The sequence below is a fragment of the Vibrio sp. RE88 genome (genome assembly GCF_013113835.1).
GTDB lineage: Bacteria > Pseudomonadota > Gammaproteobacteria > Enterobacterales > Vibrionaceae > Vibrio.
Map to the genome: position 1 here is coordinate 1 of NZ_VTYQ01000009.1, position 20,488 is coordinate 20,488.

The following is a 20,488-nucleotide window of genomic DNA, read 5'->3' on the forward strand; positions in this document are numbered from 1 at the left end:
GCATGTGTTAGGCCTGCCGCCAGCGTTCAATCTGAGCCATGATCAAACTCTTCAATTTAAGATTTTGTCGGCTCAATGAATACTGAACATTACATAAAGTAATGCTTGAATTGACTGTGCTGAATCCGAAGATTCAATGGTCACTTCGTATCATTGAAACCTAATTTGAAGCCTAAGCTTCTAATTGGATTATCATCAACGAGTGCCCACACAGATTGATAGGTTTATATTGTTAAAGAACTTTGTTTTAAGCTTTACTCAAAACGGACGGCCATTTTAGCGAGATAACTCATAGTGTCAAACACTTTTTTTGTTATTTCTCTTAAAGTTAAATGATTAACTTCAAGCCGTCTTATCATCGGCGAGATATGTTTAGTATCCCGTGACAACGAGGGCGCATTATAGGGAGTTCACTCGACAGTACAAGAGGGAAATTGAAAAAACTTGTAGTTTTTACTTCGTTCGCTCGCAATTTAATCAAAGCGGCGTAAATGAAAGCAAAAAGGGCTCCCAAGAGCCCTTTCTATACACCTCATCATTGATGGGCAATAATCTGGTCTTTACTGACCAGTAGCTTAACTGGTTTATCTGGCACGACTTTCCCAGCCAGTATTGCTTTAGCCAGTGGGTTTTCAACACTTTGCTGAATTGCCCTTTTCAGAGGTCGAGCACCATATACTGGATCAAAGCCAACTTGGGCAATAAGATCCAGCGCTTTGTCTGAAACCTCTAACGCATAGCCTCTTTCTTCCATACGTTTGGATAGTCTCTGCAATTGAATAGATGCTATTGACTTAATGTGCTCCTGACCAAGTGGATGGAAAACAACACTCTCATCGACACGGTTGAGAAATTCTGGACGGAAATGTTTGTTGACGACTTCCATTACCTGTTCTTTCATGCCTTGATAATCCAAAGAACCAAAGTTTTCCTGGATTCTCGCCGAACCTAAGTTGGATGTCATGATGACAACCGTATTGCGGAAATCGACGGTACGACCTTGTCCATCAGTTAAACGGCCATCGTCAAGCACTTGCAATAAAATGTTGAACACATCTGGATGCGCTTTTTCAACTTCATCTAACAAAATCACTGAATAAGGTTTTCTGCGTACGGCTTCCGTCAGGTAACCACCTTCTTCATAACCAACATATCCAGGAGGTGCACCCACTAGGCGAGCTACCGAGTGTTTCTCCATAAACTCCGACATATCAATTCGAACCATGGCATCTTCACTGTCGAACATAAAGCTTGCCAGCGTTTTGCATAATTCTGTTTTACCAACACCTGTCGGACCTAGGAATAAGAATGAGCCTATCGGTTTATTTGGATCCGACAGCCCTGCTCTGCTGCGGCGAATTGCATTTGAAACCACTTCTACGGCTTCGCTTTGGCCAATGACACGAGCGTGCAATACCTCTTCCATACGCAGAAGTTTTTCTTTTTCTGCTTCCAACATTTTGGAAACAGGAATACCAGTCTGCTTCGACAATACGTCAGCAATCTCGTTGTCTGTGACTTTGTTACGCAACAAGGTCATTTCCTGCATCTCAGCTTGCGTCGCAAGATCCAGTTGCTTCTCCAGCTCAGGGATACGGCCATATTGAAGCTCAGACATTCGATTGAGATCACCCGCTCGACGAGCAAATTCCATATCCATTCGAGCCTGCTCTAATTCGCTCTTGATATGTTGCGTCCCTGATAATGCCGCTTTTTCTGCATTCCACACTTCTTCAAGCTCGGCAAATGCGCGTTCTTTGTCTTCCAATTCTTCGTTGAGATTGCTTAGGCGCTTCTCACTTGCTTCATCATGCTCATTAGTCAACGCCTGCTGTTCAATTTTAAGCTGGATAATTTTACGCTCCAGCTTATCGAGTGATTCAGGTTTGGAGTCGATCTGCATGCGGATGCTTGATGCCGCCTCATCAATCAAGTCAATCGCTTTATCGGGCAATTGACGATCAGAAACGTAGCGATGAGATAAACTCGCTGCAGCGACAATCGCAGGGTCGGTAATCTCTACATGGTGATGCAGCTCGTAGCGCTCTTTCAATCCACGTAAAATCGCCACTGTATCTTCAACCGAAGGCTCATCCACCAGCACTTTTTGGAAACGGCGCTCTAATGCCGGATCTTTTTCAATATATTGGCGATACTCATCTAATGTAGTGGCGCCAACACAGTGAAGTTCTCCACGTGCTAAAGCAGGTTTGAGCATGTTGCCGGCATCCATAGAGCCTTCACCTTTACCAGCTCCAACCATGGTATGAATCTCGTCAATAAAGAGGATGACATTGCCCTCTTCTTTAGACAGCTCATTAAGAACCGACTTCAAACGCTCTTCAAATTCACCACGGTATTTCGCGCCAGCAACTAAAGCGCCCATATCAAGCGATAGAACTCGTTTGTTACGTAGACCTTCCGGAACTTCATTATTGATGATGCGCTGTGCCAACCCTTCAACAATCGCGGTTTTACCGACACCCGGTTCACCGATAATCACTGGGTTGTTTTTGGTTCGACGTTGCAGTACTTGAATCGTGCGGCGAATCTCGTCATCACGACCGATGACAGGATCTAGTTTGCCTTGCTCTGCTCGCTCGGTTAGATCGATGGTGAACTTTTCCAAAGCTTGGCGTAGGTCTTCAGCATTCTGATCATTGACTTTTTGTCCACCGCGTACCTTATCAATGGCATCACTCAGCTTGGCTTCGGTTAAACCTAACTCTTTTAAAAGCTCACCGAGTGGCCCGCGATCTTCAATGGCAGCAAGAAGGAAAACTTCTGAGGAAATGTAGGCGTCCTGACGCTTTTGCGCGACTTTGTCGCACAAATTGAAAAGCGTGCCCATCGCACTGGATAACTGAACATCCCCACCGATACCGCTTACTTTAGGTAAACGATCAAGGATTTCACTCAGCTTAGAGCGTAAATGGGTAACATCGACATCAAGCATGGTCAGTAGTGGCCTAATAGGGCTGCCATTCTGATCCATCAGCGCAACCATTAAGTGCACTGGTTCGATGTATTGGTGATCGCGCCCCAGCGCGAGCGATTGTGCGTCAGATATCGCGATTTGAAATTTGCTTGTGAATCTGTCGAGACGCATACATACCTTCCTAACCTTAACGGAGAATACTCTTATAGTCAGTATGAGAGATGGATACGCAAGAATCGATTTTCAAGGGGAGAGGGCTAAGTTTCCTTAGCAATTCTGAGAGTTACTTTTCCAGCCAGATAAACGTTGCTTGTCTCCCAGTAGCACCATCTCGACGATAGGAAAAGAAGCGCACCGGATCAAGATAAGTACACAGTTCACTGTAATAAACGTCAGTCACACCGACTTTATTCAAGCGTTGAGTAACAAGCGTGTTCATATCTGCCAGCCATTTCCCCGGCTTCTCGCGTGGCACAAATGCCTTTTTAGCCTCAGAGTCGAACGAGACAAATACATCCAGTACGTCCTGACCAACCTCAAACGCCGAAGCACCGATTGCAGGGCCAATCCAAGCCATCACCTGCCCGTCAAATTTCGAAACAGCATTTTCAACAATCCCATCAGCCAAACCACGCCAGCCAGCATGAACCGCTGCCACTTGCGTACCAGCGGTATTGGTCAATAAAACGGGTAAACAATCAGCGGTCATAGCAGAACACACGACGCCAGCTTGCTGAGTAAAGAGGCCGTCAGCATCCAGCACATTTTGTGTTGGTTTGTCAGCTTCCAATACAAGTGTAGAGTGTGTCTGATTAAGCCAGATTGGAGCCGTCGGCATTTGGGATTGCTGCGTTAACCATTGGCGGTTCTTTTCAACAATCGCAAGTTCATCCCCAACATGAGCGCCAAGGTTTAACCCCTGATAAACGCCAGAAGAAAAGCCGTGCTGTCGAGTCGAGGCAAAAGCTTTAACATTGCTCGGCGCAGGCCAGTTAGGGATGATCATGTCCATCTTAGAATTCGTCTTCTAATCCGTGGTGCTGCGTATCTTGGCGAAGCGCTTCAGCCATTTCGACCATGTCATCTGGTACTGGAGCGTGGAACTCCAGCTCTTCTCCGGTCACTGGATGATCAAACTTTAGCATCACAGCATGGAGCGCTTGACGATCAAACTTACGGATCATTTCCGCCAGTTCTTCTGAAGCACCAGAAGGAATTCGCGCTCGACCACCATAAGCAGAATCACCCAGCAACGGATGCTGAAGGTAAGACATGTGCACACGGATCTGGTGAGTACGCCCGGTTTCAAGACGTAAACGAATACGGGTGTGCTCACGGAAATGTTCCGCGACTCGGTAGTGCGTCACTGCTGGCTTACCCATTGGGCTAACCGCCATCAAAGTACGCTTCGTTGAGTGACGGCCAATCGGCTGCTCCACTCGTCCGCCCGCAGTCATACGGCCAATCGCGATCGCTTCATACTCACGAGTAATGTTGCGCTTTTGCAGTGCTCGAACGAGACGAGTTTGTGCTGGTACTGTTTTCGCTACCACCATCAAACCTGTAGTGTCCTTATCAAGACGGTGAACAATACCCGCTCGAGGCACTTCAGCAATATCAGGGTAATGATGCAGCAGAGCATTTAATACCGTCCCATCAGGAGTACCGGCACCTGGGTGAACAACAAAATCTCTTGGCTTATTGATGACCATAATATCGTCATCTTCATAAACGATGTCCAATGGGATATCTTGCGCTTCCCAGCGCTCTTCGTCTTCCAATTCAGCCTGTAGCGTAATGATTTCACCACCCATCACTTTCGTGCGGGGTTTGGTAACCACCTCACCATTGACCTGAACTTTGCCGTCGACCAACCATTCTTTCAGGCGAGAGCGGGAAAAGTCGGCGAATAATTCTGCGATCGCCTGGTCAAGACGCTGACCTAATTGACTATCTTTTACTGTATGCGTTAATTCAATCTGCTGAGCCATATCGAACTTTTTTAAAAACTGTGAGACTAATTGTCACTAGTGTGGAAGAATATCGCTCCATTGTATCTGCTACCGGCAAGAAAGTAACGGAAGCGCAAGAAATATTTATCTCAAGGAATCGAATCCTGACATGAAAAAGCATACTTTATCTGGCTTATTGGCATTATCCGTTTTGGTTGGCTGCTCAAGCAGCGAAGAAATCGTCCCGGATGTACCGCCATCGGAACTCTACTCAGAAGCACAGGTATCGCTGCAAAGTGGCAACTGGTTAACAGCCATCGACAAACTGGAAGCGCTGGATTCTCGCTACCCGTTTGGCGCTTACTCCGAGCAGGTTCAGTTGGATCTGATTTATGCCTACTACAAAAACGATGATTTAGCGCTTGGTCTTGCGACGATTGAACGTTTCTCTCGTCTCAACCCAACTCACGAAAAGCTTGACTGGGTTTTGTACATGCGTGGTCTGACTCACATGGCACAGGATCGTAACTTTATGCACGATCTATTTAATGTTGACCGTAGTGATCGAGACCCTGAGCCAGTGAAAAAAGCCTTTGCTGATTTCAAAAAGCTGCTAGAACGTTATCCAAATAGCCCTTATGCAGAAGATGCTCAAAAACGCATGTTTGCCCTGAAAAACCGTTTAGCGGAATACGATCTGGCGACGGCTGACTTCTACCTACGTCGTGAGGCTTGGATCGCTGCCATCAACCGAGCACAAGAGTTGCAAAAGACTTACCCGGATACAGAAGCGGCTCGTAAGTCACTAGAGATCCAGCTCGAAGCCTATGAAAAACTTGGGCTAGAAGACGCCGCTAAGCGCACCGAGCAACTTATCGAGCTAAACCCTCAGTAACTGCTTAGAAGTTAAAGAAAACCGCCTCCATATTGAGGCGTTTTTTTATTGCCTATTTTGCTGAGTGACTTGTTAAGAACTACCTTTAATAGATGATCTGTCGAGGGTATTTCATGAGTCGAATTGTTTTAATTCTGATGTTGTTTGCCGCCACTTCCCATCAAGCGGCCGCGCTATCTTTGTCACCATTGCAAAAAGATCCTTACTTTGGCGATCTGACAGAGCTCGAAAAGAAAGGGGTTATACGAGTATTGGTTTCTGCCGATCTCGGCTTTTATTATATTGAAGGAGGCAAACCTAAAGGCATTCTTGCTGAGCTGCTGTATCACTTTGAGAAAGAACTCAGACAACGTTCCTCCTACTTCAATCTGCAGATTATTCCGGTACAAAGAGACGAGTTACTGCCCTCACTAGAAAAAGGTTATGGCGATCTGATCGTTGCGAACCTGACTATCACTTCCTATCGCTCAAAGCATGTCGATTTTAGCATTCCGGTTTTACAGGGCGTCAGCGAACTGCTCGTCACTCGCAACACAGTCCCGCCAATCACTGACCTGACGCAACTCAGTGGCAAAGAAATCTGGGTTAGAGCCAGCTCCAGTTATTTCGAAAGCTTACAAAACGTCAATCAAATGCTCGATGAGCATGATTTACAACCCGTCACCATTCGCTTTGTTGAAGAGACGCTACAAGATATTGAAATTATTGAATTGGTTAATCAAGGCCACATTGATGCCACAGTTTTAGACAGCCACAAAACTGAACTTTGGCTTAAGGTCATGGAAAACATTCAAGTACACGACCAAGCTCCCCTCAGAGTTGACGGCAAGATTGCTTGGGCGATGCGCCAAGACAGTCCTGATTTACAGTCGTTCGTTAACCAATATCTCAAGAAAACCCGTTCCGGCACCCTGTTAGGTAACGTCATCTACGGCAAATACCTTGATAAAACAGGCTGGCTAAGACGTATTCTCAATCCTGACCATATTACCCGCCTAGACTCGTTATCCGGCATCTTCGCCAACTACTCCGAACAATATGACTTTGACCCATTGATGATCTCAGCCCAAGGTTTTCAGGAATCAGGCTTAGATCAGAGCAAGGTGTCACACAAGGGCGCAGTAGGCGTCATGCAGGTATTACCCAGCACAGCCAAAGATCCCAATGTCGCCATCCCTGACATCTATCAAGTTGATAACAATATCCATGCTGGCGTGAAATACATGCGTTTCCTTAAAGATCGCTATTTTAGTGATGATGACATAACGCCCGACAATCAGGTTTATTTTTCCCTTGCAGCCTACAACGCCGGGCCTGCCAATATTCGAAAGATGCGCCGTTTGGCCGAGCAGCATGGTTATGACCCTAATCGATGGTTCCGACATGTTGAGATCATGGCGAGACGGAATATTGGCCGTGAGCCAGTCCATTACGTCTCCAACATCAATCGCTACTTTGTCATATACAAGCAGCTCAATGCCTTAAAAGAGCAACGTCAGAATCAGTCCAGTAGTGCAAACACACCCGATTTATTCGTTCCTAATATCGATCAGTAACGCTGGGGAAAATGCATCAAGAAGAGGTTCAGGAAACGACAGAAGAGAATGAGAAGAGAATCACATTGGCAGTTGAGCAACAATTAACCAGCCATTTTTATCAGGTCGAATTGGAGCCCTAAAAAGCGGATGATTTTTAGTACGTTACCTCTTCCAATCTAGCGATATTTTTTTCAGGTACAAGCTTTTTCAACGCCAAACAAACCAAGTATTTGAGATAGATCACGTTTAATTTCAATCTAAAAACACACCGACAAAAGAGTGATGTAAGTCACATTATTTTAGACTTGGACGAGTAATCTGAAGTTAACCCATAAGGGATGCTACAGAGGAAAACATCTATGAAAGTAAACATCACTGGTAAAAATATCGAAACCACCTCTGCAATCCGAGCTCATATCGAGAGCAAATTTAAAAAGTTGGAAAAATGGCAAGTAGACATCATCGGATGTCAGGCAAGCTTCAGTGAGGAGCCGAATAAACAGAAGAAATTTGAAGCTGTCATTACTGTCCCTAAAGGCCAACTTGTTGCATCTGCCACCAACGAAGATCTGTACGTTGCTATCAATGAGGTAGAACAAAAACTGGAACGTCAGCTCAACAAACTTCGTCACAAGCCTGAAGCGCGACGCGCAGAGAAACCAGAGCTTGAAGAGATAGAAAGCGAATAATTGTTAACTCATATTGATGAGTTACGGAGGATTTAAAAAATAGCGCCGAAAGGCGCTATTTTTTTGCTTGACGCTCACTAAGCGGTTGCTTATTGTGTTGGCAGCATCACAACAAAAGTAATGATTTATGACTCACAACACCCTGTTCTTTTTTGACTTCTTTTTTCTCCACTAAGCTTGGAGGCTCTCTCGTTTTCGAAAGAAAAGTCAAAAACGAACAGGAAGCCTCCCAAACGGGAGGCTTTTTTTATGAAGGAATGCAGGATGACCGAACAAAAATACTCACTCGATGAAATTCGCTTACGTTTAAATGAGCTGGATGACGAACTGTTGAAGCTTTTATCTGAACGAAGAAAGATGAGCATTGAGGTGGCTAAGAGTAAAGTTCAGACATCCAAACCGGTTCGTGACGCAAGCCGAGAACAGCAGCTATTGGTGAAACTGATCAACGCGGGTCGTGACAAGTACGAACTTGATGCTCAGTACATTACTAAGCTGTTCCACACCATCATTGAAGACTCCGTTTTACTGCAACAATCTTACCTGCAGAATCTAGCCAACCCTGAGTTGAGCCGTAAGCCACTGGCTCGTGTGGCGTTTCTTGGCTCTAAAGGCTCATACTCCCACCTTGCTAGCCGTGAGTATTTCAGCCGTAAAAATACTGAACTGATCGAGCTCAATTGTGAACACTTTAAAGAAGTGACACAAACGGTGGAATCTGGTCATGCCGACTATGGTGTACTGCCGATTGAAAACACCAGTTCCGGATCCATCAATGAAGTTTACGACCTGCTGCAACATACAACGCTGTATATCGTCGGAGAAATGACCCTGCCGATTGAACATTGCCTAGTTGCAACATCAGACATTCGTTTAGAAGAGATCAAAACGCTCTACTCACACCCACAGCCTCATCAGCAATGCAGTGAGTTCCTGAGCCGAATGAAAGGTGTCACGCTGGAGTCTTGTGCCAGCACCGCCGATGCGATGCAGAAGGTTAAAGAAATGGGCCGCAGCGATATTGCCGCCATTGGTAATGCTTCAAGCGGCAAGCTCTACGGCCTGCAATCGATCCAGGCTAACATTGCCAACCAAACGGAGAACCACACCCGTTTCATCATCGTGGCACGTAAACCTGTCGAAGTGTCCAGCCAGATCCCAGCAAAGACGACACTCATCATGTCAACCTCCCAAGACGCCGGCTCATTGGTCGCAACCTTACTGGTACTACAAAAGTACGGAATCAACATGAACAAATTGGAATCACGTCCAATCATGGGGAACCCTTGGGAAGAAATGTTTTATGTTGACCTCGAATCTCACCTTAAATCTGACGAGATGCAGCAAGCTCTGAATGAGCTAACGCAACTGACTAAACATTTAAAAGTTTTGGGTTGTTACCCAAGTGAGAATGTCAAGCCAACGACAGTGAAACTTCAGTAATTAAACAATGCAGATCAAATAAATTACTTACAAGGACTGACACTATTCATAAATGAACCTAATATTCCGCTTCTTAGTTGCATATTAGGTGTGTGTCAGTCCTTTCAACATATCACTCTGATAGGCGTTATCCATTCATGGATCAGAAGGCCACTTCCTAGCTGATATGAGATCACTATTTCTACTTGCTGTCGCACTTTCCGTGCCCAGTTTTTCTACTCAAGCAAACCCTCCACTCAACGTCTACATGTGGGAAGACACGCTCTCACCGAATGTCATCGAAAGCTGGCAATCGAGTACAGGAACGCCTTTGAAGCTGTCCCATTTTGATAATGATGATGAACGTAGCCTGTTGATGATGAAAGGTATTCAGTTACCTTTTGACCTCGTGGTTTTAGATAATGTTTCGGCTCAAATATATGGCCGTTTAGGATCGTTTGAAGATCTTACCCAACTGAAAAATCGTCAACATAACGACGACAAATGGCTCCAAGCCTGCGGTGAATACGCCGTCCCTTACTTCTGGGGAACCGTTGGAATAGCTTATCGAAAAGACATAGTGCAAACGCCTCCAACCAACTGGCAAGAATTTGTCCATCCGCCGAAAACTCTGGAAGGACGAATTGGCATGATCAATGACAGCGTCGAAAGCTTTCTGCCAGTATTTTACAGCTTGGGGATCTCACCAACAGAAGAACAAGAGTCGCTCTTCCAGCAAGCCTACCCCGAATTGCAATCTTTCAGCGATAAAGTGCTCACCTACGAATACATTCTCAGCTACATCCGCAGTAACAGGAATGCGGAAAAGCTGGCAATGGCTCTAGCTTACAGTGGTGATCAGCACTCATTAAATCGCTACTACACAGATAATCAGTGGGATTTCACCGTTCCTGAAGGTGAGTTGTTTTTATGGGTTGATTGTCTGGCCGTCAGTAGCCACTCAACCAATAAGGAGAGCGCTAAAGCCTTCCTTGAGTACCTTATGGATCCCACTATTGCTGCAACAAATGCAACAGACATCAAAGCTGCAACGCCAAACTTAACGGCGTTAAAACAGATGCCGGATTGGTATCTAGATGATGCATCATTGTTTCCAGAACAACAGCGAGTCGAGCAAGGGCGCGTAGATAGCGAACTCTCGGCATCAAATATCAGCTTACGAGCAAAAATAATAAATCGCATTCTGAAACGTCATGAAGCTCAGTACTAGAGTTCTGTTGCTAGTTTCCCCAGTCATCCTAATCAGTGCTGCGTTTTCTAGCTACGGCATATACAACAACCAAAAAGATGCGTTAATTAAACGCGAAAACAGTTATCTCCAATTAACGATGGAAAAGCTCGCAGGTCACTTTCGCCAATCAGTGGCACTGTTGAACAGCTATTCCCTGACCTTAACCAAGAGTGACATTATCCGTCATTACTTTGGTCAGCAGGACAACCCATATCGGGAGATGGAGCTGATCGATAACCTGCAGACGACGATAGAGAATCTGCAGGCCAACAAGCAGAACGATATTGCCGTCGCGATTCTAAATCATAATCGCGCCCCGCAGTTCTATGCAGATAATCAGTCCGATCCTTTTTCTAAGCTGGACCAGAATGTGTTCCGCTTTGTGGATCGAACATACCGCCGCACGGGTAACACGTCCTACACTGGTTTCACGCAAAACCACCAAGGGCAGAGCATTTTAGTACGCTACGATGTCCTTGATACCAATACGCTGATTTCTCCGCTTAGTTACAATACCGATCAGGTATTTTTTATCGTTGTTTATCTGTCTTTGGATAAGTTTGACCAACTAAAACACATCATCGAATTTGATAATGACAGCAGCATATTTTTCGCTGACCAACCAATCATAAAATCAGGGTTAACTCAGTCGGTCGAGCTCAAGCCCAACCTGTATGCGGTGTTGGATCCAGCGCAATATCTGCTGGCTGAAAAGCTCCATAAGATCGAACAAAGGCTGCTGTTGTTCTTTGGTGCCTCCACGGTAGCAACGATCCTGATCCTTTTGTTTCTGCTCCATCGCCGCGTCATCAGCCCAATTACCCGTCTTGAACATCAACTGCAGGAAGTCGAACAACGTAAGCGCCATAACATTGAACGGCTCAGCAGCGACGATGAAATCGGCCGTTTGTCGGTTCGTTTTTATGATATGTACAAAGAGCTCAATTCAAGTTACCAGAAAACCAAAGCAATGGCGGAGAACGACCACCTGACACAACTGGCCAATCGCTACCAGTTTCAAGTCTATGTCGAGCGTACAATTGCCAACAAACTGCTCCACACCCACGCTTGGATTCTGTATATCGACTTGGACAACTTTAAGTACGTCAATGACAAATACGGGCATCATTTGGGTGATTCGTTGCTGGTGAACTTTGCCGACCATATTCGTGAAATCTGTCATCAGTATGAACTGTCTTATGGCGTGAAGTGCATCGCTTCAAGATTGTCTGGTGACGAGTTTGCTATTTTCATAGCTTCCGCACACGACAACAATTACCCAGACAAGGTGGCCCAAGCGGTTTTAGAACCGATTCAAAACCCTCAGAGTTCACCGCTAGGCAGCTTTCCGATTACCGCCAGTATCGGCGTGGCGAGCTACCCTCAAGACGGGCAGGATTTAGCCAAACTGCTGTCTAATGCGGACACTGCGATGTATCAGGCCAAACGTGCAGGGAAAAACCAAGTCGCACGTTATTCAGAAGAGCTGGATCAGATTGTTCGTCGCCGAACTCAGATTGAGCGCGCCTTGAGAAATGGCGAGTTCGACGATGAGTTCCATTTGATGTATCAGCCTTACTTTGATCGCTCGGGTAAGACCATTGTCGGCGTGGAGGCTCTATTGCGTTGGGAGTCACCCAAAATGGGCAAGGTCAATCCGGGCGAGTTTATCCCTATCTCAGAGAAAACGGGGTTATTTGGTAAGATTGATCGCTGGGTCATACTTCAGGCGTTTAAAGACTTTGTCGCCCTGCAAAACTGTTTTGATCATCCGATTCAACTGTCAATCAATCTCTCTTCTGCAGAACTGGACTCCTTGCAACTGGCGCGAGACATACAGCACGCCGCCAAGCAATATCACGTAATTCCCGGCTTGGTGGATTTTGAAATCACAGAAACTTTTGCCACAGACTCCCAGAGCTACTCTCTGCTACATGAACTGTCATTGATGGGCTTTAAGTTGGCGATTGATGATTTTGGTTCCGGCTATACATCTATCACTCAGCTTGTAGAATACCCGGTACAGAAAATTAAGCTCGACCGTGAATTTCTCACCGCTCTGATCAAAACCAATAATCAGAAAGTGGTGAAGCCACTGGTGGATTTGTGCCATTCACAGTCAATGATAGTGACCGCTGAAGGCATCGAATCACAGGAAATGCACCAATGGCTGGCGGAGAATCAGTGTGACTACATGCAAGGGTATTTCCTTTCTCCTCCGGTTTCATTGTCTGAGCTGAAATTCCTCGATTCATCCACACAAGGAAACCAGCATGTCGGTGAAGAAAGTTATTGTCGCTTCGCTTAACCCAGCCAAAATTAACGCGGTCAAAAGCGCATTTCAGGCAGCTTTTGACTCACAAACGTTTGAGTTTGTCGGCGTGAGTGTCGCTAGTGAAGTGGCCGATCAACCAATGAGCAATGAAGAAACGCACACAGGCGCGCTCAACCGGGTCCGCAACGCTAAAATGTCTCAACCTGATGGCGACTATTATGTTGGCCTCGAGGCTGGCATTGAAGGCAATGTGACCTTTGCATGGATGGTAATTGAGTCAGAAACACATCGTGGCGAGTCTCGCTCTGCTAGCTTGATGCTACCACCGGTTGTGATTGAAAAACTGGCTAAGGCTAATGAACTGGGTGATGTGATGGATGAAGTGTTTGGCACTGACAACATTAAACAGAAAGGTGGTGCCATTAGCCTACTGACGCAAGACCAGTTGACGCGCAGCAGTGTGTATCATCAGGCGTTGATATTGGCATTAATTCCATTTACCAATCCAGAGCACTTCCCCGCTAATCTCTAGGGTCTGTTGACCTTTTGCGGTTAAATTTTGTTCGAGATAAAAGCATTTTAGTCGCGGCGAGAGGTTTGTCGCCTAGTGACCTAAGCAAAACACCTCTCAACAAAGAGTAAAACGCTTTTAGCCGAACCCTCTGGGCAGCGTTTGTGGCTCCTTTCTACTGCGTTATCGGCTTATCAGGTAGGGCAACTACGTTTCAAATCCTCTGCCTTGTATAAAGAACCCACAAACTGCTGCAAAAATCAGCTCAAAAGGGTGAGCAGCATAGTCAGCAACATCTCGTGTTGGTCAGATTCGCTGCTCGTTTTAATCAAATCTAAGATCTGTTGCCAGTCGGTGTACTCAGGTTGTGTTGCCATTTGCTCTCGCTGCCTAGAACGTCATAAAACTAGTACCTGGTATCAATCTCATTCTGATTGAGAAACGCCCCATCGACCCCCAACAGGTTACGGTAGTATGTTTCAAACATCAGAATGTTCTGCACATAGCCACGGGTTTCCTTAAATGGAATGGCTTCAATAAATGCGTAAGCATCCAGTTTGCCTTGGGTACGTTCACGCCAGGTTTTCACTCGGTGTGGTCCAGCATTATACGCAGCAAGCGCGAAAATTCGATTATTATCGTATCGCTCTAGTAAGCCTTTCAGGTAGTGGCTGCCTATCTCTATGTTTTTGCCAACCTCATATAAGTCATTGCTACTGCGATACGATAGCTGATATTTACGCGCAGTGTACTTAGCCGTTGATGGCATAATTTGCATGATACCGCGCGCACCAACAGGAGAACGCGCTTCAACATCCAAGCCACTCTCTTGTCTCGCCAATGACATCAGAGTGATTGGATCAATGCTGTGCTTTTCGCCATAGAAGTTAAACCACCAGCGATGAGCCACCGGGAAACGCAGCTCTAGGTTGTCCCACATTTTGGCTTTGATACTCGCCGTAACGGTCAAATGAGACCAGTCTTTATAGGAGGCATACGCCGCTAGCATCTCTTTTTGCTCAGCATTGGCTCGATTGAGCAACCAACGCCATTCGCTTTTCGCTGCGGCAATTTTATCCCGTTCAATCAGCTCTTCAATGCGCACTAAGGCCGTCATAAACGGTTTGACCGCTTTCTGCTCAAAAGAGATGGTGGAGACTGGGTAATTGATCGATCGCTTGATCTCTTTCGCTGCCGCAACGCTATAGAAGTTTCGCTGACCCACCAGATTTTCAAGACGCTGGCTGCCTTTGGTGATATCCCCCAATGCGACTTCACTGCGTCCTAACCAATATTGCCAGCGCAGGCTTTGCTGCTTTTTCTCAGGCAAGTGCCCTATCCAATCTTCCACACCACGCCAGTCTGCTTCTTGAATCGCTAAGCGAACCCTGCGCTCAATCAAATCATTATTACTGGACGTTTCTATCTTCTTATCGCGCCATTGCGCCAAAGACTCGGAATCGGTGTTAATCAATCGGAAGGCAATATAGTCAGCCAATTTCTGCGCCTCATCTTGAGGCATTTTCTGCGCAGAAGTGGCTTGGTCAAACGCTCTCTGTGCCATTCTAACGTCTTTTCGCGCCAGCTTTTTCAATGCAAGCCCAGTCTGAGAACGGTTGAAATCGCTCTCGCTGTGCTGACGAGCAAAGTTAACGACATTTTCTGGCCGATTAAACAACGCCTTCATATCAGAGGCTTGTTTGCGCGTTTTATCGGAGTTGAGCTGCTTTTTGAGGTAGTTCATTAACGAGCCATTACGTGCTTCAAACGCCAGCAGCATACGCTCAAGGATTTGCTGATCGGTTCTTAATCCCGCTTTGTCCCAAACCTCAAACAGAGGATCACAGGCATCAGCAATACTCTGCCCGGAGTGCCAAAGTTTCTCTGCGCCTTCAAAAGCCTGGTCTTTATGACCCGTTTGATAAAGCGCATGGTAGTAGTGACATTGGTACGTTTCACCGCGTGGTTCTACGGTCTGAAATTCTGCCAGCTTTTGCCACTGTTTTTGTCTAGCAAGGCTGTCGATGTATGGCGCTCGAATGCGAGCTGAAAATGGCAGCGTACTATAAGTATCAATAAACGCTTCCACCTCCGCTGGTGAGCGTTGCCCGATGTCAACTAAAAAAGCACGGTAGTCTGTATAAGGAGTTAGAGGGTAGCCTTTGATTTTATTGCGAATTTTTTGGTATTGAGTTACCTGATTATTATCAAGGTATTCTTGTGCCTGGTCATAAATTTTCCGTTGTTGCTGGAGATCACTCGCCATTGCTGAAGTGGCTAAGCTTGCGCTGCAAACCATCGAGACCCAGGTCAAAATCGATGAAGGAATGCGATGCAGCGACTTTGAAAACGTCAGCATCATAAATTCTCGTCCTGTTGAGAATAATTAGTGTGGTTATTAATTTATGCTTATTGTAAGCAGCCGTGTAAAGCGTATAGATGTAAATAATAATAAATTCACACAACTGTGACATAAGTGGCATCGCAACAAATGAATTGTTCACTTATCCATCAATAGGGCCGATTAGTTCCTCATCATCCTCATTTCGAAGGTAACAAAGCCCCCCATCTTGGTATAAAATGCCACTCTACGTGAATTGAAATTTTAGGAACGATCGGCAATGGCTGAATACGTATATACCATGTCGCGGGTGAGCAAAATCGTGCCACCTAAGCGTCAAATTCTGAAAGACATCTCGCTAAGCTTTTTCCCTGGAGCCAAGATCGGTGTTCTTGGTCTGAACGGTGCGGGTAAATCGACCCTACTGCGTATCATGGCGGGTATTGACACTGATATCGATGGTGAAGCACGTCCACAACCAGGTTTGAATGTCGGTTACCTACCGCAGGAACCAGTATTAGACGAGTCTAAAACCGTACGTGAAATCGTTGAAGAAGCGGTATCCGATGTTGCGGGTGCGATGAAGCGTCTTGACGAAGTATACGCTGCGTACGCAGAACCAGATGCTGATTTCGATGCGCTCGCAAAAGAGCAAGGCGAGCTGGAAGCTTTAATTCAAGCCAAAGACGGCCACAATCTAGATAACGCACTTGAGCGTGCTGCGGATGCACTGCGTCTTCCTGAGTGGGATCAAAAGATCGAACACCTGTCTGGTGGTGAACGTCGCCGTGTGGCGATCTGTCGTCTGCTACTTGAAAAGCCAGATATGTTGCTTCTTGACGAACCAACCAACCACTTGGATGCAGAATCAGTCGCTTGGCTAGAACGATTCCTGGTTGACTATACCGGTACTGTTGTTGCTATCACGCACGACCGTTACTTCCTAGACAATGCTGCGGGTTGGATTCTAGAGCTTGACCGTGGTGAAGGTATCCCATGGCAAGGTAACTACACCTCATGGCTAGAGCAAAAAGACGCGCGTCTACAACAAGAAGCGTCTCAGGAAAAAGCTCGCCAGAAAACCATTGAGAAAGAACTGGAATGGGTTCGCCAGAATCCAAAAGGTCGTCAGGCGAAATCAAAAGCACGTATGGCACGTTTTGAAGAGCTTCAAAGCGGTGATCACCAGAAACGTAATGAGACTAACGAGCTGTTCATCCCGCCAGGTGAGCGTCTAGGTGACAAGGTTATTGAAGTGAATAACCTGACTAAGTCGTTCGACGGCCGTGTTCTTATTGATGATCTTTCATTCAGTATGCCAAAAGGTGCCATCGTCGGTATCATTGGTGCCAACGGTGCAGGTAAATCTACCCTCTTCAAGATGCTGAGTGGCACAGAACAGCCAGACTCAGGCTCCATTGAGATGGGTGATACAGTCAAGCTGGCGTCTGTCGACCAGTTCCGGGACAGCATGGATGACAGCAAGACTGTTTTCCAAGAAATCTCTGAAGGCGCAGACATCATCAAGATCAACAACTTTGAAATTCCTGCGCGTGCATACTGCTCTCGCTTTAACTTCAAAGGCTCAGACCAGCAAAAGGTCATCGGTGAGCTATCTGGTGGTGAACGCAACCGTGTACACCTTGCTAAACTGCTTAAAGCGGGCGGCAACGTACTGCTACTCGATGAACCAACCAACGACCTTGATGTTGAAACGCTGCGTGCACTAGAAGAAGCACTACTGGAGTTCCCAGGTTGTGCCATGGTTATCTCGCACGACCGTTGGTTCCTAGACCGTATCGCAACGCACATCATCGACTACCGTGATGAAGGTCAGGTGAACTTCTACGAAGGTAACTATACTGAGTATATGGAGTGGCTGAAGAAGACCTTAGGTCCGGAAGCAGCGGAACCGCACCGAATCAAATACAAGCGTATTACTAAGTAATCTTGCTTGAAATTTGTGCAAAGGCCGCTAATATTAGCGGCCTTTATTGTATATTGGTTCACAATACTTACGGTTGTTACCGTGTTTTGAATCAATAATGCGGACCGACGCGTATAGCAGTCACTTCTGATTTGATAGCCTTACTGGATACCATTAAGAGAGACAACTATGATCGAACGCCGTCGCTTTTCGCGCATTGTTTACCAGACACAAGCGTTGCTATCTCAAGAAAACAAAGTGGTGAAATCCTCTTTGTGTGATTTATCCCTGCATGGACTGCTGCTGACGTCAGATGACGCAGACTCGCTTGATGTCGACAGTATGGTAGATGTAGAGTTTTCGCTTCAAGACAGCGATATCACGATTGAGCTAGTCGGCAAAATTGTGGGCCTCAATAACAATGTGATCCGTCTGAGTATTGATCATATTGACATTGAAAGTATCGGACATCTGAAGCGGTTAATTGAATTGAATGTCGGTGACGATGAACTCCTACACAGAGACATTGAGCACCTGTCAGATTTAGGTGAATACACCTAACTAAGCAGTATGTCCAAAAAGATAATAATCTCTATCCCCTCTTCATCTGGGGAGCAACACTTTCACGTTTCAAGAAAAGCCCTTCTTCTGACTATTGCTGGTTCAATCAGTGCGATTGCCTTCAGCACGACTGTCGCTTATTACAGCTGGCAGCAGCAGAATTCTTCTCAATCTCAAGTCGTTCAACTGCGCAACCAACTTGAGCAAGCCGAGCAACAATACCAACAGCAGGTCAATGAAACTCATACTTTGTCTCAAGAACTGGAAGAAAAGCGCGATCAAATCCATACCCTAGGCAAACGAGTTTATGATGTGGAGTCAGCTCTTGGCCTTGCTGACGATACGCAGGCTGAAGAGTACAACTTGGCGAATCGTATTGACGCTGCAGCAGTCGATTCTGCCGTACGCGCCACCATGTTCCGCATGATCCCGAACGATACACCGATGGACTACCTGCGCATCTCTTCATCTTATGGTCGACGCATTAATCCAATCACGGGCAAACGTCATACCCATACGGGAATCGATCTGACCTGTAAGCGTGGAGAGGCGATCTACGCCCCAGCCGATGGCGTGGTGGAGACAGTTCGCCCAAGCTCAAAAGGCTTTGGAAACTTCCTGACCCTGAGGCATTCGTTTGGCTTTATGAGCTCATACGCCCACCTTGCGAAATTTAAAGTACGCAGTGGTCAGTTTGTGAGTAAAGGAGAGTTAATTGCGACGTGTGGTAATTCAGGAAACTCGACCGGCCCTCACCTTCACTATGAGATCCGTTTTCTTGGCCGAGCGCTGAACCCTCAATACACCATGGATTGGACACCAGAGAACTTTAACTATCTGTTTGAAAAAGAGAAGAAAGTGAAATGGGCACCGCTGGTTGAGTTGATAGACAACACGGTCAGATTACAGGTCAACCTCACTAACCATCCTTATCAGGATGCCCCGGTAAATACGGTAAAGCGTGACGAGAACCTAGCCGATACTCTCACCATACAATAAAAAAGAGCTGCCGAGGGCAGCTCTTACGATATCTGGTTAGGAGTTATAGATTAGCCACGATGAATGGAATCATTCGCTTGCTTCAGTAGATTCTGGCTTTCATGCATAAACTGCTGAGAGTAATCACCAAACCACTCGCTTACTTTATTGAAGCTTGTGACAAACGCCTGCTTATCTTTGCCATCCAGCACTTTCAGTGCTTCGCCAAAGCATTGATGGAAACGTTTGATCATCTCGATGTTTTCGTCTGAAGAAAGGATAATATCGCCGTATAGGTTTGGATCCTGACCGAAAAGACGCCCAACCATCGCCAGCTCTAAGCGGTAGATTGGTGAGCTTAGCTTCAACAGCTTATCAATGTTCGGGTTTTCACGGCTCAAGTGCAGGCCGTAAGCAAAAGACGTAAAGTGACGCAATGCCTGAATCAAAGTCATACCATGATCGTGCTCTGAGGCATCAATCTGACATAAACTCGCGCCCCAGATAGAGAACTGTTTCAGTAGCCACTGGTAGTGCTCTTCACCACGACCGTCACAGTAAACAATCACCTGCTTAGCTAAACTCGGTACATCAGGGCCAAACATTGGATGTAATCCAACAACGGGACCTTGATGCACATTGAGCATACCTTGCAGCGGTTTAGACTTGATCGAGGTTAAGTCACACAAGATGCAATCTTTTGGCAGTTTGCCTAGCTTCTCAATCACGCCTTGGGTCAGATGAATCGGTACAGTAACTACCACTAGGCCAGCGTCCACCAGCATTTCATCCGCTTTATCCCAGTCTTTGCTGCCAAGTACTTTGACATCATAACCAGACAGCTTGAACATGCGACCAAACAGACCACCCAGTTGGCCGTTACCACCGACAATCACCACAGAGCGCAATTCTGGGTTCAAACACTTAAAACCAGAATCTTTCTCGCTCGCGTAAGACTCGCGCATGGTACGACGAAGAATGTCTTCAATCAGCTGAGGCGGTACACCTTTCTTTTCCGCTTCTTCGCGACGTGAAGCTAACATGGCCGCTTCACGATCTGGTGCATAAATCGGCAGACCGTGTTCGCTTTTCACTTCACCGACCTTCTCCACCAGAGACAGTCGCTGTGCCAATAAATCCAGAATTTGTTTGTCTACTGCGTCAATTTGATCACGCAATTCATTCAATTCAACGGCCATGATGTTCCTT

15 protein-coding genes, 1 pseudogene and 1 other annotated feature are annotated in these 20,488 nt (G+C 46.2%); of the genes and pseudogenes, 10 read left to right on the forward strand and 6 right to left on the reverse strand.

Annotated elements, in window-relative coordinates:
- Positions 1–535 precede the first annotated feature (535 nt).
- The 3 genes from clpB to rluD form a co-directional block, all read right to left on the reverse strand.
- A complete protein-coding gene (clpB, locus tag F0265_RS19585) occupies positions 536–3,109 on the reverse strand; it encodes an ATP-dependent chaperone ClpB (RefSeq protein ID WP_038513387.1) in 2,574 nt (857 codons plus the stop codon).
- A 112-nt stretch (positions 3,110–3,221) separates the two neighbouring features.
- The gene (gene pgeF, locus F0265_RS19590; RefSeq protein ID WP_171750085.1) at positions 3,222–3,950 is read right to left on the reverse strand and encodes a peptidoglycan editing factor PgeF; all 729 of its coding nucleotides are present in this window, start codon (positions 3,948–3,950) and stop codon (positions 3,222–3,224) included.
- A gap of 1 nt (position 3,951) precedes the next feature.
- Positions 3,952–4,929 carry a 23S rRNA pseudouridine(1911/1915/1917) synthase RluD gene (gene rluD / locus F0265_RS19595; protein ID WP_019276844.1) on the reverse strand — a complete coding sequence of 326 codons (978 nt, stop codon included), beginning with the start codon at positions 4,927–4,929 and terminating at the stop codon, positions 3,952–3,954.
- A gap of 130 nt (positions 4,930–5,059) precedes the next feature.
- Here rluD and F0265_RS19600 point away from each other — a divergent pair, with 130 nt between their 5' ends.
- The 7 genes from F0265_RS19600 (at position 5,060) to yjjX (ending at position 13,493) form a co-directional block, all read left to right on the forward strand.
- A complete protein-coding gene (locus F0265_RS19600) occupies positions 5,060–5,785 on the forward strand; it encodes an outer membrane protein assembly factor BamD (RefSeq protein WP_171750086.1) in 726 nt (241 codons plus the stop codon).
- A 113-nt stretch (positions 5,786–5,898) separates the two neighbouring features.
- On the forward strand, positions 5,899–7,341 hold the full coding sequence (locus F0265_RS19605) for a lytic transglycosylase F (RefSeq protein ID WP_171750087.1): 1,443 nt from the start codon (positions 5,899–5,901) through the stop codon (positions 7,339–7,341).
- Between the two features lie 341 nt (positions 7,342–7,682).
- Complete coding sequence (raiA, locus tag F0265_RS19610; protein ID WP_006957664.1) at positions 7,683–8,012, forward strand: ribosome-associated translation inhibitor RaiA; 330 nt, start codon at positions 7,683–7,685, stop codon at positions 8,010–8,012.
- 129 nt (positions 8,013–8,141) lie between these two features.
- Positions 8,142–8,263 (forward strand) — a sequence feature (Phe leader region).
- Positions 8,264–8,276: 13 nt separating this feature from the next.
- The gene (gene pheA, locus F0265_RS19615) at positions 8,277–9,455 is read left to right on the forward strand and encodes a prephenate dehydratase (protein ID WP_171750088.1); all 1,179 of its coding nucleotides are present in this window, start codon (positions 8,277–8,279) and stop codon (positions 9,453–9,455) included.
- Between the two features lie 166 nt (positions 9,456–9,621).
- Positions 9,622–10,665 (forward strand): spermidine/putrescine ABC transporter substrate-binding protein, encoded by a 1,044-nt coding sequence (locus F0265_RS19620; protein WP_171750089.1) that lies wholly within the window; start codon positions 9,622–9,624, stop codon positions 10,663–10,665.
- A complete protein-coding gene (locus F0265_RS19625) occupies positions 10,649–12,994 on the forward strand; it encodes an EAL domain-containing protein (RefSeq protein ID WP_171750090.1) in 2,346 nt (781 codons plus the stop codon). Before F0265_RS19620 ends, F0265_RS19625 begins: the two co-directional genes overlap by 17 nt.
- Complete coding sequence (gene yjjX / locus F0265_RS19630) at positions 12,960–13,493, forward strand: inosine/xanthosine triphosphatase (RefSeq protein ID WP_019276849.1); 534 nt, start codon at positions 12,960–12,962, stop codon at positions 13,491–13,493. Before F0265_RS19625 ends, yjjX begins: the two co-directional genes overlap by 35 nt.
- A gap of 251 nt (positions 13,494–13,744) precedes the next feature.
- On the opposite strand, the pseudogene F0265_RS19635 reads toward yjjX, so the two are convergent.
- Together F0265_RS19635 and sltY are read right to left on the reverse strand one after the other, a co-directional pair.
- Positions 13,745–13,849, reverse strand: a pseudogene (locus tag F0265_RS19635) (Trp operon repressor); the annotation flags it as partial.
- A gap of 29 nt (positions 13,850–13,878) precedes the next feature.
- Positions 13,879–15,834 carry a murein transglycosylase gene (gene sltY / locus F0265_RS19640; RefSeq protein WP_171750091.1) on the reverse strand — a complete coding sequence of 652 codons (1,956 nt, stop codon included), beginning with the start codon at positions 15,832–15,834 and terminating at the stop codon, positions 13,879–13,881.
- Between the two features lie 259 nt (positions 15,835–16,093).
- Here sltY and ettA point away from each other — a divergent pair, with 259 nt between their 5' ends.
- The 3 genes from ettA to F0265_RS19655 all read left to right on the forward strand — a co-directional run bounded on the left by ettA (position 16,094) and on the right by F0265_RS19655 (position 19,300).
- Positions 16,094–17,761, forward strand: coding sequence for an energy-dependent translational throttle protein EttA (gene ettA, locus F0265_RS19645; protein ID WP_019276851.1), 1,668 nt, complete (start codon positions 16,094–16,096; stop codon positions 17,759–17,761).
- Between the two features lie 168 nt (positions 17,762–17,929).
- Complete coding sequence (locus F0265_RS19650; protein WP_006957680.1) at positions 17,930–18,301, forward strand: PilZ domain-containing protein; 372 nt, start codon at positions 17,930–17,932, stop codon at positions 18,299–18,301.
- A gap of 9 nt (positions 18,302–18,310) precedes the next feature.
- Entirely contained in the window at positions 18,311–19,300 is a 990-nt protein-coding gene (locus F0265_RS19655; RefSeq protein ID WP_171750092.1) for a M23 family metallopeptidase, read from the forward strand.
- A 50-nt stretch (positions 19,301–19,350) separates the two neighbouring features.
- Here the strand turns inward: F0265_RS19655 and tyrA are convergent, their stop codons facing one another.
- On the reverse strand, positions 19,351–20,478 hold the full coding sequence (tyrA, locus tag F0265_RS19660; protein ID WP_006957684.1) for a bifunctional chorismate mutase/prephenate dehydrogenase: 1,128 nt from the start codon (positions 20,476–20,478) through the stop codon (positions 19,351–19,353).
- Between the last annotated feature and the right edge of the window lie 10 nt (positions 20,479–20,488).

What these genes read in the sequence shown, in the direction of transcription:
- clpB (WP_038513387.1), bottom strand. Translation starts at nt 3,109, where the DNA reads ATGCGTCTCGACAGATTCACAAGCAAATTTCAAATCGCGATATCTGAC.
- pgeF (WP_171750085.1), bottom strand. Translation starts at nt 3,950, where the DNA reads ATGGACATGATCATCCCTAACTGGCCTGCGCCGAGCAATGTTAAAGCT.
- rluD (WP_019276844.1), bottom strand. Translation starts at nt 4,929, where the DNA reads ATGGCTCAGCAGATTGAATTAACGCATACAGTAAAAGATAGTCAATTA.
- F0265_RS19600 (WP_171750086.1), top strand. Translation starts at nt 5,060, where the DNA reads ATGAAAAAGCATACTTTATCTGGCTTATTGGCATTATCCGTTTTGGTT.
- F0265_RS19605 (WP_171750087.1), top strand. Translation starts at nt 5,899, where the DNA reads ATGAGTCGAATTGTTTTAATTCTGATGTTGTTTGCCGCCACTTCCCAT.
- raiA (WP_006957664.1), top strand. Translation starts at nt 7,683, where the DNA reads ATGAAAGTAAACATCACTGGTAAAAATATCGAAACCACCTCTGCAATC.
- pheA (WP_171750088.1), top strand. Translation starts at nt 8,277, where the DNA reads ATGACCGAACAAAAATACTCACTCGATGAAATTCGCTTACGTTTAAAT.
- F0265_RS19620 (WP_171750089.1), top strand. Translation starts at nt 9,622, where the DNA reads ATGAGATCACTATTTCTACTTGCTGTCGCACTTTCCGTGCCCAGTTTT.
- F0265_RS19625 (WP_171750090.1), top strand. Translation starts at nt 10,649, where the DNA reads ATGAAGCTCAGTACTAGAGTTCTGTTGCTAGTTTCCCCAGTCATCCTA.
- yjjX (WP_019276849.1), top strand. Translation starts at nt 12,960, where the DNA reads ATGTCGGTGAAGAAAGTTATTGTCGCTTCGCTTAACCCAGCCAAAATT.
- sltY (WP_171750091.1), bottom strand. Translation starts at nt 15,834, where the DNA reads ATGATGCTGACGTTTTCAAAGTCGCTGCATCGCATTCCTTCATCGATT.
- ettA (WP_019276851.1), top strand. Translation starts at nt 16,094, where the DNA reads ATGGCTGAATACGTATATACCATGTCGCGGGTGAGCAAAATCGTGCCA.
- F0265_RS19650 (WP_006957680.1), top strand. Translation starts at nt 17,930, where the DNA reads ATGATCGAACGCCGTCGCTTTTCGCGCATTGTTTACCAGACACAAGCG.
- F0265_RS19655 (WP_171750092.1), top strand. Translation starts at nt 18,311, where the DNA reads ATGTCCAAAAAGATAATAATCTCTATCCCCTCTTCATCTGGGGAGCAA.
- tyrA (WP_006957684.1), bottom strand. Translation starts at nt 20,478, where the DNA reads ATGGCCGTTGAATTGAATGAATTGCGTGATCAAATTGACGCAGTAGAC.